Consider the following 16,448-nt stretch of genomic DNA (forward strand, 5'->3'; position numbering starts at 1 on the left):
TAGCTTTTTTGGAAATAACCCCACCCCAACCCTCCCCTTCTCAGGGGAGGGAGCAATCTCCTCCCCCTGTCAAGGGGGAGGTTGGGAGGGGGCTATCCAGAAAAACGGTGATTATCGATTGAACCCTAATGGCAATATTTCGACAGCCTAGTGACACGCCCAATTCAAGAATTTTTATTTTCCAGGAAAAACCATGTGTGGAATCGTCGGTATATTTGATCTAAAGGAAAAACGCGAAATCGACCGCGAGTTACTCGGTCGCATGAACGAGGTGCAATTTCATCGGGGGCCTGATGAAGGCGGCTTGCATACCGAACCCGGCTTGGGATTCGGTCATCGGCGTTTGTCGATCATCGATCTTTCGAGCGGACAGCAACCGATGCACAGTCAAGACGGCAATGTCGTATTGACTTACAACGGCGAAGTCTATAATTTTCCCGAATTGCGTAAAGAACTCGAAGGACTGGGCTATACCTTCAAGACGCATTGCGATACCGAAGTGATCCTGATCGGTTGGCAGGCATGGGGCGAGTCTTGCGTGGACCGTTTGCGCGGCATGTTCGCATTCGCGATTTGGGATAGGGCAAAAGAAACGTTGTTTCTAGCGCGCGACCGCTTGGGCATAAAACCTTTGTATTACGCCGAATTGCCGAACGGACAGTTTATATTCGGCTCGGAACTGAAAGCACTCAAAGCTCATCCGCAATTACCGAGAGAGCTCGATGCTACGGCGATCGAAGATTATTTCGGTTTCGGTTATATCCCCGATCCGAAAACGATCTACAAAAACGTTCACAAACTCGAACCTGGATTCAAGCTGACGATCCGTCGGGGTCAACAAGAATTTCACCCCGTGCAATATTGGAATGTCGAATTCGGCGTGAGGCAAGTCAAGAGCGAACAGGAAACCGCCGAAGAATTGATCGAACGTTTTCGCGAAGCAGTCGACATTAGAATGGTTGCCGATGTGCCGCTCGGCGCGTTTTTGTCGGGCGGCGTCGATTCGAGCGGCGTCGTCGCGATGATGGCCGGGCTTTCCGATCAGCCGGTCAATACTTGCTCGATCTCGTTCGGCGATCCGGCCTTTAACGAATCGAAATATGCGCAGTTGGTTGCCGAACGCTATCATACGGCGCACCGCGTCGAACAAGTCGATCCGGACGATTTTCATTTGATCGATCGTCTAGCCGGACTTTACGACGAACCCTATGCCGACAGTTCCGCGCTACCGACCTATCGCGTTTGCGAATTGGCGAAAAAACAAGTGACCGTGGTGCTATCGGGCGACGGCGGCGACGAAAATCTGGCCGGATATCGGCGTTACCGCTGGCATTCTTACGAAGACCGCATGCGGCATATTCTGCCTGATGGATTGCGCAAGCCGCTGTTCGGCATATTGGGCAGGACTTATCCGAAGGCTGACTGGGCGCCGAAAATCTTCAGAGCCAAGTCGACGTTCGAATCGATCGCGCGCGATTCGCTCGAAGGTTATTTTCACAGCGTTTCGGTCAATTCGAACGAAATTCGTAGCGCGTTGTTTAGCCAAAACTTAAAACAAGAATTGCAAGGCTATCAAGCTGTCGAGGTATTCAGGCGGCATGCCAAAAATGCCGCTAGCTATGACGCTCAGTCGCTAGTACAATATCTCGATATCAAAACCTACCTGCCGGGCGATATTCTGACCAAAGTCGACCGCGCCAGCATGGCCCACGCGCTCGAAGTCCGCGTGCCGCTACTCGATCATAAGCTGGTCGAGTGGTTTGCCGGTCTTCAACCGGATTTGAAACTGAAAGGCCGCGAAGGCAAATATATTTTCAAAAAATCTTTAGAAAACTATTTGCCGGACGATATTTTGTATCGGTCGAAAATGGGTTTTGCGGTACCTTTGGCAAGTTGGTTTAGAGGGCCGCTAAAAGACCGCGTGCGAGAATCGTTATTGGGCGAGACGATGAGCCAAAGCGGCTATTTCGATCAAGCGTTTGTCAAAAAGATGGTCGATCAGCATCAAAGCGGAATTAGGGATAATAGTACATCGATTTGGTCTTTATTAATGTTTGAGGCGTTTTTAAGGAATTGAAATCAATTGTAGATTGTACAAGAGTACAATTTATTATTTGATTAACTTTTGTTAGTGTTGATCATCTAATTTAGTCATTCAAGCGGGTGAAAAAATGAGCGATATAAAACAACCAAACATCGCATACAGCGATCAAGACAAAATATCAGGAAAACGACGCACGCTTGTAAAAGGTGCTATAGGCGCAGCGCCAGCAATTCTCACATTAAGAAGCGGTGCCGCTTTTGCGCTGAATAGCGCACAAATGTGCGTGGCAAGAGCCAATGATTTAGCAGCGGACACTGAGCCCGCAATCTTATCTTCTACTACAGACGATGTGTGGTTGAGAAAAGAGGTGTTTTGCAGAACATTAACAGAAGATGGTGGTTCCGGTAATAGCACATTTAAAGTTTACAATGAAAGCGATATCAACACTGATTGGCGTCATGAAAACTATTCAGGGAGCAGTAGCGGCGAAATAGGTCTTTATGATGAATTTATTACCCAGGGCGGAGAGACGAAAATGAGTCTGAAAGGTCAATCCGGCGTCAGTCCGAGTTATACGTTTACCCCATCCGAACCGTGCTATGTATTATTTCAGGTCGACGCAGAGGGTAATGTGGTTGATTATGGGCAAGCGGTATCTGGAACTCCATATATCACCGAGTCTTGCTGGGCTTCGGCGATGGGCGCCTAGTTGTGTTGCTATTTCCCATCTTTGTTCTATATTTCAGTCATAAAATATGCCGGGTTTAGTGTGGAAGATTCCCGAATCCTTAATTTTGTGTATAGCGGAGTGGGACGATCAAGCCGTTGTTTATCATTCAATGTCCGGCGAAACGCATCATTTGAACGGTTTTGCCCTCGAAACTTTAAATCTCATACAAATCGGCCCTTTTACTCTTAACTCTCTGGTCGAAAGTGCTCTAAAAATTTTCGAAGTCGAAGACAAAACAGAGCTCGAACAGTATATCAAACAGATGATTTATCAATTCGAAAGTTTAGGTTTCATTGAGCTGATAAACCGTGAAAATTAGCGATATATCGTTCGATAAACTTGCAAACATGGCAAGTAGTGATACGGGGTTATGTTTCGATATCGGCTCTTTCGTCGTCAGATTAAGAACGAATGAAAAGAGTTTTTTGAAAACTTTTTCCTTACTCTATCAGGATTTTAGACTCGCACCGGATGCCTTCATTGATTTCCATGTCGATATCGGCAAGCCTGCTGGTTTTCGCCGTTGGTTGAGACCTCAAGTCATTTTCAGTATTGATGGCCGAGTACTATTCGAACCCTTTCCTTTAAGTCACGCGATGCCGCTTTTTGAATGGGGACTAAATTGGTGTGTGGCGCGCCGGGCTCATCAATTTTTAATGCTGCATTCGGCAGTCGTTGAAAAGCGAGGTAAAGCTATTATTTTTCCGGCTTTCCCCGGCTCAGGAAAAAGCACTTTGAGTGCTGCGATGGCTTTACGCGGTTGGCGACTCTTGTCCGATGAGTTTGGCTTGGTTAGTTCTCAAGACGGTTTGCTTCAGCCGATGCCTAGGCCCGTTCCGCTCAAAAACGAATCTATTGATGTGATCCGTAATTTTTCGGAAAATGCAGTGATCGGTCCTTTATTTCCAAAAACACGTAAAGGAACTGTGGCGCATTTGAGAGCGACAAATCAAAGCGTCGAGCAAATCAAACAATTGGCGAAACCGGCATTTGTTATTTTTCCCCGCTATAAATTGGCATCCGACATTACTGTTAAAGAACTCCCTAAGCATTATGCGTTTCTTAAACTAGCCACTCATGCCTTTAATTACGAAGTCATGGGGCAGACCGGATTTGAATTGGTCAGAGATATTGTTAATTCATGCGACTGTTTCAATCTTACCTATAGTAATCTGGATGAAGTTATCAGTCGTCTGGATGAGCTAATAGTCTAGCCCTATGTCCAGTATGCCGAATGCGAGGCATTTGTTGCTCCGCGCATTGACGAATCCGAGATCGCTCGAGCATTTAGAACTTAAGGAATGGGAGTTGTTGGTCCGGTTCGCGCGCGCATCGAAACTCTTGGCCGCTCTAGGATTTAAACTGGCAAAATCCTATCTTAATCCAATTATTCCACCGCAGGTCCAAGAACATTTTCTAGCTGCACAGAAACTGGTCGAGTATCGTCAGCGTTTGGTCATGTGGGAGTTGAATCGCATCAACAAAGTCGTTGCCAGTCTTGATGTCGACATTTTAGTTCTGAAAGGAGGCGCTTATATGATGCTCGATCTCGATATGGCGCACGGTAGGTCGGTGTCGGACATCGATATCTTGGTCTCTAAAAATGACATCGAACGCCTAGAAAATTGTTTGACCGATTACGGATGGCAAACCGCCAAAATCGATGCTTATGATCAGCATTACTATCGAACGTGGATGCATGAAATCCCACCGATGCGTCATCGCGATCGGTTTGTTGAAGTCGATATTCATCATACGATTTTGCCGCTTACCAGCCGATTGCATCCCGATCCTGATCGTTTGTTTAAAGATGCGGTTAAAGTTTCAGGGTACGATTTTAAAGTGCTTTCGCCTATCGATATGGTGCTGCATAGCGCTGCTCATTTATTTTATGATGCAGAATTAACCGACAGCGATTTCAGGGATTTAGTGGATTTACATGAGCTTTTGACGCTTTTTTCGGAGGATAAACCCGAATTCTTGGAAATGCTCGAGAAAAGATCTTGCGAACTTCAATTACAGCGACCTCTGTACTATACATTTTACTTTTCGAAAAACCTGCTTAATACTCAAATACCGAAAAAATTGATTACTGAACATAGCGGCCGACCTTCTGTATTTGTCAGATGGGTCATGGAAAAGTTGGTGCCGGTTTCGTTGCTACCGGAACATCCTGACTATCCAAGAAAAAGGGTGGCTCTCGCTAGATGGTTACTTTATATGCGCTCGCATTATTTGCGTATGCCTTTGTATTTGTTATTGCCGCATTTAATGAAAAAAGCCAAGAAACGCTTGGAACGTAAAGATCTTGATGAACTAAAGAGTCAACATCAAAATGATGACACTTGAATGCTATTGCATTCGGTTTTTTAACTAATTTGGTAAGATTTAAAAAACACTGATTATCGTTTTCACATAAACTCAACCGCAAAACCCTTTTGAGGTATCACTCTTACGACTTTGACGTCTAAAACCGGAGCATCCTCGATTTCCAAAGTTTGAATCTGTATTTCGTCGCCGATTTGCGGCAATGTATCGTTCAGACAATTGATAAACACTCCCCCGGATGAAAAGTCCTGCATTTGTAATCGTTCGGTTTTGCCTGAATCGGGAATAACGACCAGTACGGGGGCCCGATGGATTAATCGTGGATGAATTCTCTTATCGTTGGATGTAGACAAAGCTTTACTTCCTAGCAGAATATTGATGAGTTTTGGAAATCATAGTCAAAAGGTCGCAAGATTGCCAGGAAAAGGTATTTTCTACTCAAATATCCTTGACTAATTTATTGATTTGACTGGATTCAAGTAACTTTTCGGATTCCTCGATCATCTTTAAGCCATCTTCGATACCTTGAATATCCGGCAGTTTATGCTGGCCATATTCCTCTAGCGTTTTGATGACCCTGGCTACATCGAGCTGGTGACTGTCGACCGCTGGGAGAAATACCGTTTCTTCGTCTTCCTCGCGGTTTAGCTCGATAATGATGCCGCCATTTTTCAACTTCTTTAAAACAGTTCTAACAACCGAAACCGGAAGCCTGAGCCGTTTACTGATTTCGCCTTCTGTCAAAGGCGGTGCTTCTTCGGTAAATGCATGAATCATCAATTGCATTATTTTTAATGCTGAGGCTTTTTGTATGATTAGGCTCGGTTCGCTGTATTTTTTATCTTCCTTGAACTCGGTGAAATTTTGTAAATAAAAAGCGATTTCGCAACCGAATAGTACAATCATCCAGCCGATCTGTAACGATAGGATAAATAGCGGCAAGGCCGCAAAACTGCCATATATCGCGTTATATTCCGAGACGCCGAATTGCAAGGTGAGATAGGCCCATTGAAAAGTCTGATAGGCAATAGCGGCCAAAATGCCTGCGATTAATCCGGGTTTTAATTTGACTTTATGATTCGGAATATAAATATATATGAACGATAATAACGCCGACATGATAACCAATGGAGACAGACCTAATAGCTGTAACACCAGATTGGCGCCGAAATCGGGTAAATGCATGACGCCCAGTAACCAAGCAAGATGGGTTTTCAAAAAAACCGTAATGCCACTGGAAATGATGAGTAAAATCGGAGCGAGAAACATCAAGGACAAATAATCGCTGAGTTTACGGTTCAGCGGACGACCGCTGTCGATTTTCCAGATTGCATTGAAGGATTCTTCAATGAAGACGATAACCTTGATCACCGTAAAAAACAAAAAAATTACCCCAATCCCCGCTACGACGCCACCTTGGGCAGTTTCCAGCATATTTTCGGCAAAACCGATTATTTGCACGATCATCGTATCGTGTTCCGGGACTTGCTCCAGTAATTTTTCTTTTAGAATTCGTTCAAAACCAAAGCCCTTGGCGACGCCGAACAGCATTGCAAAAACAGGTACGATCGTTAATAGCGTATAAAGAGCCAAAGCCGAGGAACGGAGTATACAAAGGTCACGAATGAAGCCTTTTGAAGATAACAATATGATTTTCAAGGCATGCAATCCGTATGCTTCATAGCGATTCAATGACTGCTCTTGAATTCTCCAGACGTCTTCGTTAATAAATTTGATGATGTTCAATGGATTAGGGGGGTATTTATGATATGAGTTAAAATTAAAAGAGCAACGATATTCGTTAGACGAAATCCTTAATTGAATCCTTACATTAACGCTTACATTTTTCGCGGTCGAAGCTATAACTATCTAACCCTTTGTAATTATTCATCTCCCCCTATTGTTTCCACGCAGAGCGTCATTGCCATTAAGTTAAGGATTTTTCCGTTCGCCCTGAGCCTGTCGAAGGGTGAATGGAAAAATCCTGGGTCGATAAGTTAAGCCGTCCATGGTTCGACAGGCTCACCACGAACGGCTTAACTTAATGGCAGTGACGCAGAGCGTGGGAACGATAATTGCCAGGGGAATGGATAGTTACAACGCTTTTTAGGTACCATATTACAAAAGACGCCGTGAATTGTTAGGCCCGAGTCGTAATACTTTTTTTAATTAAACACAAAAAAATCAAGTCCTGTAAACAAAAAATGAGATTACGATTATCTCTTGCCGATTTAGGCCAATCCGTTTCGCTGATTATACCGGTTGGACTCCTCTATTTTGTATTTGGACTACTCGGCCTCGAATTGGCTCTACCTCCCAGTACAGCAAGCGCGGTTTGGCCTTCCGCAGGCATTGCGCTAGGATTGCTTTTACTTTTAGGTTACCGGGTTTGGCCAGGAATCTTTATCGGCAATTTTTTTATTTCCGCTCAGACATTCGGTTTCGACGACAATATGTTGGCCGTTTCCTTAATCTCGGCAAGCGGCGCTTCGGTTAGCGCTTTAACCGGTCGTTATTTAATCGGTCGTATTGTCGGGTTTCCCAGCGTTTTGCTGGAAGATAAGCATATCATTCTTTTTTTGTTATTCGGTGGGCCGGTTAGCTGTTCGATTCCTGCAACATTGGATGTTGCAGCGCTCACGCTGAGCGGAGTCCTCGGGCCTTCGGAAATCCCCATCAATTGGTTTATCAAATGGGTTGGAGACAGTATCGGCGTTTTTGTGTTTACGCCATTGCTACTGATTGTTTTTGCCAACCCTAAGTCGGTTTGGCGTAAACGCTTTTTTCCTGTCGGAATTCCTTTATTGTTAAGTTTTATGCTGATTATCGGTTTTTTCTTTTATGTGCAAAAACTCGATCGTAAACAGCACGATCTAGATTTCGAAAATCAATCGCTAATGTTAGCCGAGGCGCTTAAGCATCGAATCAAGCAGCATCAGCATATTGTTTATGCAACCGGCAATCTTTTTATCGGCGACAATGCTGTTGGGCCTAATGATTTTAAATTGGCGGCTCGGCATGGTTTTGATGAATTTCCTGAAATACAATCGATCAGCTGGCAGCGTTACCGCATAAAAGAGAAGACACGCTTAAAATTGCTTCCAGTCTATAGCGAGCATCGAGATGAGTCAATTTCGGTGGCGCTCGAATTATCGGAACGGCGGCTTGATCAATTTGCTCGTGTTCAAAGTTCCGATTCATTGGTAAAAGCAATTATTGAACCCGCTAAGGGACATATTCATTTCCTGTTACCGATTTATCGGTCAAAGAAGGAATCCCCGCAAACTCCTATAGGCATCTTAGCAAGTACGGTTTCTACCGAAAGCATGATTCGACAGACATTTAAGGGGCTTAATACAAAAGGCGTTTACCTTGCGATTACCGGTTCCGATTCCGAATCCGGTTATAGCATTATTTATAGCAATACCAAGGATCATTTGCATAATAATTTTCGTAAATATTCGTTGTTATTAGGCAATCAAGAATGGCAGTTTTATTTTTATCAAGACCATAGCTCGATTTACGCCCATTTTCATTGGCCGATGTGGTGGTTTTTGATAAGCGGTCTGTTATTTACCAGTTTGCTTGGTGCCGGGTTGTTAATGCTAACCGGTCGGCATGTCAAAACAGAATTGGTCGTCAGTGAAAGGACTGCGGAATTGTTGAGTGCCAAACAGGCGGCTGAAACCGCTAATGAAGCGAAGAATCAGTTTTTGGCAAAAATTAGTCATGAGCTGCGCACGCCGTTGAACGGTATCATGGGTTTCGCACAATTATTGCAAAAATCGCCGGAAATTCCTGAAGCACAAAAACAGCAAGTCAATATCATTAGTCATTGTAGCGAAGATTTATTAACGCTGATTAACGACATTCTCGATATTGCCGCAATTGAAAGTAATAAAACTAAGTTTGTAATAGAGCGTTTCGATTTTGTAAGTCTTATTAATGACATTGTCGAGTTGTTTAGGTTAAAGGCCGCTGAAAAACAATTAGCGTTTGTTCATAATCAACATAATTTGCCGCAATTTCTTCATGGCGATCAAAAACGCTTGCGTCAAATAATTGCTAATTTATTGGATAACGCAATTAAATACACCGATCGCGGACGCGTTACATTAACGACGGATTATCAAAACGACCAGTTGATTATTACGGTAGCGGATACCGGATGCGGCATAGCTAACGAGCATCTCAACTTGATTTTTTCCCCTTTTATTCAATTAAGAGGAAAGGGGCTTTACAAGGAAGGTATTGGCATTGGTTTGGCTATATGCAAGGAGTTGATTAAGCTCATGCAAGGCAGTATTTCGGTGCAAAGCGAGCAGGGGAGCGGCAGTGTTTTTACAGTGAATTTACCGCTGAAAACCGATTCTACAAAAGCCTCTAAAACTTCCGGTTTAGTTATTCCTTACAATAAGCATTTCGGTAAATTACAGATTTTAATTGCGGATGATAATGAAATTAATTTAATACTGCTGAAACAGTTACTGTTGAAGCAAGATTGTGCAGTCGACTGCGTTGACAACGGAGTCGACGCCTTGAATATGATTCACAAATATCATTACAAAGTTGCTTTTATTGATCTGAATATGCCTGTTATGAACGGAATCGAACTGGTAAGATTGCTCAGACAAGAAAACAATGATATTCAACTGATCGCAATTAGTGCCTATGCCGATCGACGGACAATCAGAGAAGCACTCGATGCCGGTTTCGATCATTATCTAACGAAGCCTATCGATACCAAACAATTAAACCAACTAATCCACTTTTTCGATTATGACTAGATTAAAGTTTTTTTTATTTTTACTGATCGCAATTTTTAAGTCGCATTCCGTATCTGCGGAGGGGTGGCCGACAATTGAGCTCTCCGGTATCGATCTGACTACGGTAAAACGCATTCAAATCAAGGAAGATCCGGTTTATAAAACTTCTAAAGAATACGAAGCGATTCCATTAGCGCAAGTTTTGAGTCGTTTTCCTGAAGCCGATCGAGCAGCTAAGGATAGGGTAGTCGTGTTTACTGCCAAAGATGGATACAGCGTTTCTATGGCGTTGGCGGACGCAATGTCGGAGCATGGCTATATTGCGTTTCGCGATACCGAAGCGCCTTCGGGGCAAAAATGGCTGACTTTCAAATTCGGCAAAGAAACCATAACGCCGGCGCCGTTTTATTTAGTTTGGCCTAAGCAAGGGCTAGACAAATGGCGCTATCCATGGCCATTCCAATTGGCATCGATTTCGCTGCAACCGGCATCAACTTATTTCGGTGCAGCGGCCCCGGCCAAAATAACAGATGATATTCGTACCGGGTTCAATTTGTTTTCGACTTATTGCATTCGTTGCCATTCGGTTAATTTGTCCGGCGGTCAAGTCGGGCCGGAGCTCAATGTTCCGAAAAACATTACCGAATATTTTATCGAGGCGGAGTTGGCCGGTTTTATTCTTAATGCGCCTGCTTACCGGTCGGGTACTAAAATGCCGTCTTTTGAAAAGATTCTTGATCGGCAACAAGCAAAGGCGATCGTTACTTATCTAAAACAAATGAAAAATGAAAAAGCCGGTACAAAATGAGTCACAACCAAGTCTATTCACCATGAGATTCATGGTAAAAAATCGTAATTATTCAGCATAAGTCATGTATGAGAAGGTGTCAGGCATTGATTTATAAGGCTGTCTGCAACAGGACGTTGCAGTCAGAGCTTACAGGGATGTATTCACGCGTCCTTAGAAATCAATGCCTGACACCAACCTACCGCATGCGCTGAATAGTTACAAAAAATCATTGATTATGGTTTATACCTTTCGCACTTCAAAATTCGGCAGTGCCTGAGGAGGCGCCTGGGTGTCCGGTCGATTAGTGCTCCTCGGCAATTGCTCCTGCATTGCCCTAATACACGCCATCCATGGCGTAATGCAAAATCGACATTCACGCCATCCATGGCGCTCCGCAAAGGCTTTGCCAGCATGGAGCTGGCATAGAGCCTACATGGACGTATTCACGGCGTCCTTTGACGGGCATCCCGGCGCCGAATGTATGCCCTATTTATCAAAGCATCTAGTAAAAAACGCGTATTTCTTGCCGAATTTTTTATCATATTACTTGCGGAGATTGTTCCGACAAGAGTTCGGCAAATTGGTCTGCCGTTACCGGATGACTAAAATAGTAGCCTTGGAACCCGGTACAGCCTTTACTCTTCAGAAATGCCAATTGCTCGGCCGTTTCCACACCTTCGGCAATCATCGTCAAGCCTAAATGTTTAGCCATGTCGATCATTGTTTCGACGATGATCGCATCGTTCGGGTCGGTTGAAATGTCGCGAACAAAACTTTTGTCTATCTTCAATTGATTCAACGGAAGTTGTTTTAAGTATGCAAGCGAGGAATAACCGGTGCCGAAGTCGTCGATCGAAATCGATAGGCCCAGCGCTTTCAAGGCTTTCATTTTTTCAATGGTATCTTCGATATTATCGATAACAACGTGTTCTGTTAATTCTATCTCTAAACAATCGGGCGTAATGCCGCTAACCTTCAGAGAATGTTCTATTTGATCGACAAAGTTGCTTTGTCTGAATTGATTCGAACTTACATTGATTGCAATACGCGGCACAATTAAACCATTTTGTTGCCATGATTGGATTTGCAGGCACGCCTCCATGATTACCCAGCGCCCTAACTGTAAAATCAAGCGAGATTCTTCGGCAATTTTGATGAACTCAACGGGTGGGATCAGGCCTTTTTGGGGATGTTGCCATCTAATTAAAGCTTCGGCTCCTATAATCTCGTTTTTGGCGCCAAACTGCGCTTGGTAATTTAAAACGAAATGACCTTGATCGATCGCTTCTCGAAGCTCGTTTTCCATTTTAATGCGCAGATCGGCAGCTTCTTGCATGCTCGGATGAAAAAAGCTGATGCTATTACGGCCGGAAGCTTTAGATCGATACATCGCCGTATCGGCTTGTTGCAGAATCCGGTCGGGATTATCGTCATTATCCGGAAATAAGGTAATACCCATACTGGGCGAGAGTTGATGTTGGAATGCATTAAGTAGAAACGGTTCGTTGATTTTAGCATTAATTTTTTCTGCGACCGTTAGTGCGTGATCGGCGGCTTCCGATAGGTTTTTGGCATTACAATTAATAAGTACGATAAACTCGTCGCCGCCTAATCGGGCAGCAGTATCTTCATCTCGTACGACCGATTGCAAGCGATTGGCTACTTGAATGAGTAATTCGTCGCCGACATGGTGGCCTAGCGAGTCATTCAGAAATTTAAAATGATCCAGATCCATGAATATCACGGCGCCGAAATGGCCATGTCGTTTGGCGATAGCAATTTCTTTTTCGAGACGATTGATTAACAAGCGTCGATTGGGCAAGTTGGTTAAGGGATCGTAGAAAGCCAGATTGTGTATGCGTGATTCATTTTCTTTTTTTTCTGTGATATCTGAAAAAATTGACACAAAATGGGTGATTTCGCCGGCTTCGTTTTTAACGGCGGTAACGGTCTGCCATTCCGGATAGACTTCTCCATTCTTTCGCCGATTCCAGATCTCGCCTTCATACTGTCCTTGACTAGCTAATTGCTTCCAAAATTCATCGAAACAATCACGATTATGATGTATGGAGCTTAAAACCGAGGGAATTTTACCAATCACTTCCTCGCTGGAATAACCGGTGATTTCAGTGTGAGCGTTATTGACCCTTAAAATCCTGCCTTTTTTATCGGTAATCATAATCCCTTCTTGGGTTTCGAAGGCTGTTGCTGCCAAGCGTAATTGCTCTTCGCTAAGTCGTAGTTTTCGATTGCTTTGATTAAGATCATGCGTGCGCTTTTCTACTTCGACTAGGATTAACTCGGTTTGTCCGGTGACAATCAAAAAACCGATACCCATTAAACTGGTCAGCAACATACCGCCGGCCAAAATACCCCAAACCGGCCAGGAATAATAATTTCCAAGAAAACCTAAATCTGGCGAAACTTGAATGAACCAGGATTGCCCGCCGATATTGAGCGGTTTTAACGTGGTGATGGCAAACGGATCCGGTATGGCGCGCTTAGGCTCTAACGGAAACAACCATTGTTGTTCTCCATCGGATGTTTTTTGGAAAAGCCTAATGTCGATATATTCAATACTTTTTCGAACTAAGGCATCGTCAATAAACCGCTCAATATCGAAAGCCTCGATAATATAGCCCTTCAAGGTCTGTTCGGTCTCGAAAAAAGGCGTATAGATAAAAAACTGCCTGGAACTGTTTCCAAATGCCAATATTTTAGAGCTTCGATCGGTTGTTGCTTGAGGCTCCAGTGCAAACACGATCTCTTGGTGGCGTTTTTCCGAGATAGGATGGAAGTCATCGAAATATTTTTTAGCCGAATACTTGATCGTCCATGCCGTTTTATCTTGACTTGCTTTCGAAGCCTCTAACCATTCAATATAAGGAACGCCTGGGTAGGTGTTGAAAACCCAGTCCGAAAAAATTTGTAACGATTGATAGTCAATCGTATCGTTCGAACCGATTAATGAGTGGTAAAGCGACAAGGTATTTGCATGTGCCTTGTAATTGTCTTCTAAAGCGTATTGTATCGTTTCCGCCTTGTTTTCGATGATTTCCTGTAGGCGTAAGCCTTCTCGTTGATGAGCCAATAAGTAAGAAATTGCGACTAAGGCTAAACCTACTATCAAGGCGGTGCATAACGGTAACCAGCGTTTCGTGCGGCTTTGTAAGGAAGGTTCAAAAATAGTCAAGAACAAAGGTGTGAAAACCACGATACCTATGCAATCTCCGAGCCACCAGGTCAAGAATCCGAATCCGAAATCCGATTCGACGATGACACCGGTTTCAACCAATGCATAAACGCTTAATAAGGCCGGTATCAATGTGGCGACCGGACCGGATAAGAGAAAAAACAGCATGATTTCTTTGGCTGAAATCAAAGGGTTCGGGTAGCCTACGATTTTTTTTACCAAGACGGCTCCGGTCCAAGCCCTGAGTACACTGTTGACCGGTGAGCTGAGAAAAATTAAGAGTTGGCGGGGTGATTGCCATAAGGTCATGAAATCGTAGACTTCATAATGGATGGCTAATTCAGCCAAAAAAATAGCCGGTAATACTTTGTTTCCCCAGAGCAACGTTGCCGCGAAGCCGATACCGGCCGGCGGCCAGATTGCTGTTGCGTAACTGGGCGGCAAGGATAGCGGTAATGCTAATTGTCCCGCAAAATAAAACAGTAAAGCCGTTAATGCAATCCGACTTAAAGTCGAGTTAACGGAGGTTCTATAATTCAAGGTGAGTTGTCCTTCGCTTTAGTGTTATTCGATCACCGGTAAACAATCCATGCGGAATGATATCAGAAAACCGGATGTCGATGATGTGATGACTTTGGCGGTGTTTAATCGGTAGAATAAGCATTTTAACATTTTAACCATAGACAATGCGCACCTCTCAATTTCCTCTCAATACTGTCAAAGAAACGCCTTCGGATGCCGAAATCGCCAGTCATAAACTCATGATTCGTGCGGGCTTAATTCGCAAATTAGCCGCCGGTCTTTATACCTGGTTACCGCTAGGGCTTAGGGTCATGCGGAAAGTCGAAAAGATTACCCGCGAGGAGATGGAAAAAGCCGGTGCACTAGAAGTTTTGATGCCGGCCCTGCAACCCGCCGAGTTGTGGCAGGAGACGGGGCGCTGGGAACAGTATGGACCCGAACTGGCTCGCTTACAAGACCGTCACCAACGCGACTTTTGTTTGGGACCCACGCATGAGGAAATCATTACCGATTTAGCCAGGCATGAGATTAAAAGTTATAAGCAGTTGCCGATCATCTATTATCAAATCCAAACCAAATTCCGCGACGAAATTCGTCCTCGATTCGGCGTGATGCGTTCTCGGGAATTCGTTATGAAGGACGCTTATTCTTTTCATCTCGATCAAGAATCCCTTCAAGAAACCTATCAAGTCATGTATCAGGCCTACAGCAATATCTTCAACCGCTTCGGTTTGCAATATAGGGCTGTGATCGCCGATTCAGGATCGATCGGCGGCGCGGTATCGCACGAATTTCATGTATTGGCCGAATCCGGAGAGGATGCGATTGCCTTTTCGACGAAAAGCGATTATGCCGCAAACATCGAAAAAGCCGAGGCGTTAATGCCCGAAGGCGACAGGGGGTCGGCTACCGAATCGCTCAATCTAGTGGACACTCCGGATCAACATTCGATCGACGAAGTCAGTGCTTTTTTCGGGATTGCCAAATCTAGTTGCCTAAAAACCTTGATCGTCAAAGGCGAAGAAGACGAGTTAGTCGCTTTGTTATTACGAGGCGATCATGAATTGAATGCGATCAAGGCCGAAAAAATTTCCGGTATCGCAGCTCCGTTGCAATTAGCCGACGAAGAGCAAGTGCTGTCCGCTTGCAATGCAAAACCCGGCTCGGTCGGTCCTTTCGGTCTGAAAATTAAAATCATTGCGGATCGTAGTGTCGTATTGATGTCCGATTTTGTATGCGGAGCCAATCAAGACGACAAGCATTACCGTGGCGTAAATTGGCAGCGGGATATTCCTTTGCCCGATCAAATCGAGGACTTACGCCTCGTGGTCGAAGGCGATCCGAGTCCGGACGGGGAGGGCACGATTACTATTGCTCGAGGTATCGAGGTAGGTCATATTTTTCAACTGGGTACGAAATACAGTTCAGCGATGAAAGCCGACATCATTAATGAAGGCGGTAAGAATCAGACAATGATCATGGGTTGTTACGGCATCGGCATTTCGCGCATTGTTGCGGCGGCGATCGAGCAGAACCACGATGACAACGGCATTATCTGGCCGGCTCAATTGGCGCCTTTCCAAGTGGCTTTGTGCCCGATGAATATGCATAAGTCGGAACGTTTGCGCGTTGCTGCCGAAAAACTGTATCGAGAACTACTTGATGCCGGAATCGAGGTGTTATTCGATGATCGAAAAGTCCGAGCCGGATTCATGTTTTCCGATATGGAATTGATCGGTATTCCGCATCGTGTCGTAATCGGCGATCGCAGTCTCGATTCCGGCATGATCGAATACCGGGCTCGAACCGCTAATGAAAGCCTAGAATTGCCGATGGCGGAATTAATACCTTTTTTGTTGCAACAATTGAGTTGATCATCGCTACGAATAGCGGTGATTCTAAAATTGAGCATTTTCGCTGTATTTTGAGAATGCGGTGTGCTTGCTGCCGAAATTTTCGTCCAGTACTCCCCAATTAGGAATTGCAGCTACGATAGTCGCTTGTAAGCAACAATGATCGAAATGTGAATTGATTAACATAAATTAAACGTTTTGGTAAATATCGCATCCAAAGTG

At 44.4% G+C, this 16,448-nt stretch carries 11 protein-coding genes; 8 read left to right on the top strand and 3 right to left on the bottom strand.

All coding sequences use genetic code 11. The annotated features are described in order from the left end of the window. Positions 1-193 precede the first annotated feature (193 nt). The 5 genes from MEALZ_RS09330 (at position 194) to MEALZ_RS09350 (ending at position 5,123) form a co-directional block, all read left to right on the top strand. The gene (locus tag MEALZ_RS09330; RefSeq protein ID WP_014148380.1) at positions 194-2,077 is read left to right on the top strand and encodes an XrtA/PEP-CTERM system amidotransferase; all 1,884 of its coding nucleotides are present in this window, start codon (positions 194-196) and stop codon (positions 2,075-2,077) included. A gap of 94 nt (positions 2,078-2,171) precedes the next feature. Next, on the top strand, positions 2,172-2,753 hold the full coding sequence (locus tag MEALZ_RS09335) for a hypothetical protein (protein ID WP_014148381.1): 582 nt from the start codon (positions 2,172-2,174) through the stop codon (positions 2,751-2,753). A gap of 46 nt (positions 2,754-2,799) precedes the next feature. Further along, on the top strand, positions 2,800-3,093 hold the full coding sequence (locus MEALZ_RS09340; RefSeq protein WP_014148382.1) for an HPr-rel-A system PqqD family peptide chaperone: 294 nt from the start codon (positions 2,800-2,802) through the stop codon (positions 3,091-3,093). 28 nt (positions 3,094-3,121) lie between these two features. Next, positions 3,122-3,988, top strand: a complete 867-nt coding sequence (locus MEALZ_RS09345; RefSeq protein ID WP_046061488.1) for an HprK-related kinase A — start codon at positions 3,122-3,124, stop codon at positions 3,986-3,988. 4 nt (positions 3,989-3,992) lie between these two features. Further along, the gene (locus MEALZ_RS09350; RefSeq protein ID WP_014148384.1) at positions 3,993-5,123 is read left to right on the top strand and encodes a nucleotidyltransferase domain-containing protein; all 1,131 of its coding nucleotides are present in this window, start codon (positions 3,993-3,995) and stop codon (positions 5,121-5,123) included. Positions 5,124-5,185: 62 nt separating this feature from the next. On the opposite strand, the gene MEALZ_RS21175 is transcribed toward MEALZ_RS09350, so the two are convergent. Then, on the bottom strand, positions 5,186-5,455 hold the full coding sequence (locus MEALZ_RS21175) for a PilZ domain-containing protein (protein WP_014148385.1): 270 nt from the start codon (positions 5,453-5,455) through the stop codon (positions 5,186-5,188). 85 nt (positions 5,456-5,540) lie between these two features. After that, positions 5,541-6,848 (bottom strand): YhjD/YihY/BrkB family envelope integrity protein, encoded by a 1,308-nt coding sequence (locus tag MEALZ_RS09360; RefSeq protein WP_014148386.1) that lies wholly within the window; start codon positions 6,846-6,848, stop codon positions 5,541-5,543. Positions 6,849-7,306: 458 nt separating this feature from the next. Here MEALZ_RS09360 and MEALZ_RS09365 point away from each other — a divergent pair, with 458 nt between their 5' ends. Then, positions 7,307-9,889, top strand: a complete 2,583-nt coding sequence (locus MEALZ_RS09365) for an ATP-binding protein (RefSeq protein ID WP_014148387.1) — start codon at positions 7,307-7,309, stop codon at positions 9,887-9,889. Further along, positions 9,882-10,676 carry a c-type cytochrome gene (locus MEALZ_RS09370; RefSeq protein WP_014148388.1) on the top strand — a complete coding sequence of 265 codons (795 nt, stop codon included), beginning with the start codon at positions 9,882-9,884 and terminating at the stop codon, positions 10,674-10,676. The genes MEALZ_RS09365 and MEALZ_RS09370 overlap by 8 nt, the downstream gene beginning before the upstream one ends. A 520-nt stretch (positions 10,677-11,196) precedes the next feature. On the opposite strand, the gene MEALZ_RS20980 is transcribed toward MEALZ_RS09370, so the two are convergent. Then, positions 11,197-14,391, bottom strand: a complete 3,195-nt coding sequence (locus MEALZ_RS20980) for a bifunctional diguanylate cyclase/phosphodiesterase (protein ID WP_014148389.1) — start codon at positions 14,389-14,391, stop codon at positions 11,197-11,199. Positions 14,392-14,537: 146 nt separating this feature from the next. Between MEALZ_RS20980 and MEALZ_RS09380 the strand changes: the two genes are divergently transcribed. Beyond that, positions 14,538-16,247, top strand: a complete 1,710-nt coding sequence (locus MEALZ_RS09380; protein ID WP_014148390.1) for a proline--tRNA ligase — start codon at positions 14,538-14,540, stop codon at positions 16,245-16,247. Positions 16,248-16,448: the final 201 nt, after the last annotated feature.

It is taken from the genome of Methylotuvimicrobium alcaliphilum 20Z, from assembly GCF_000968535.2.
Classification (GTDB): domain Bacteria; phylum Pseudomonadota; class Gammaproteobacteria; order Methylococcales; family Methylomonadaceae; genus Methylotuvimicrobium; species Methylotuvimicrobium alcaliphilum.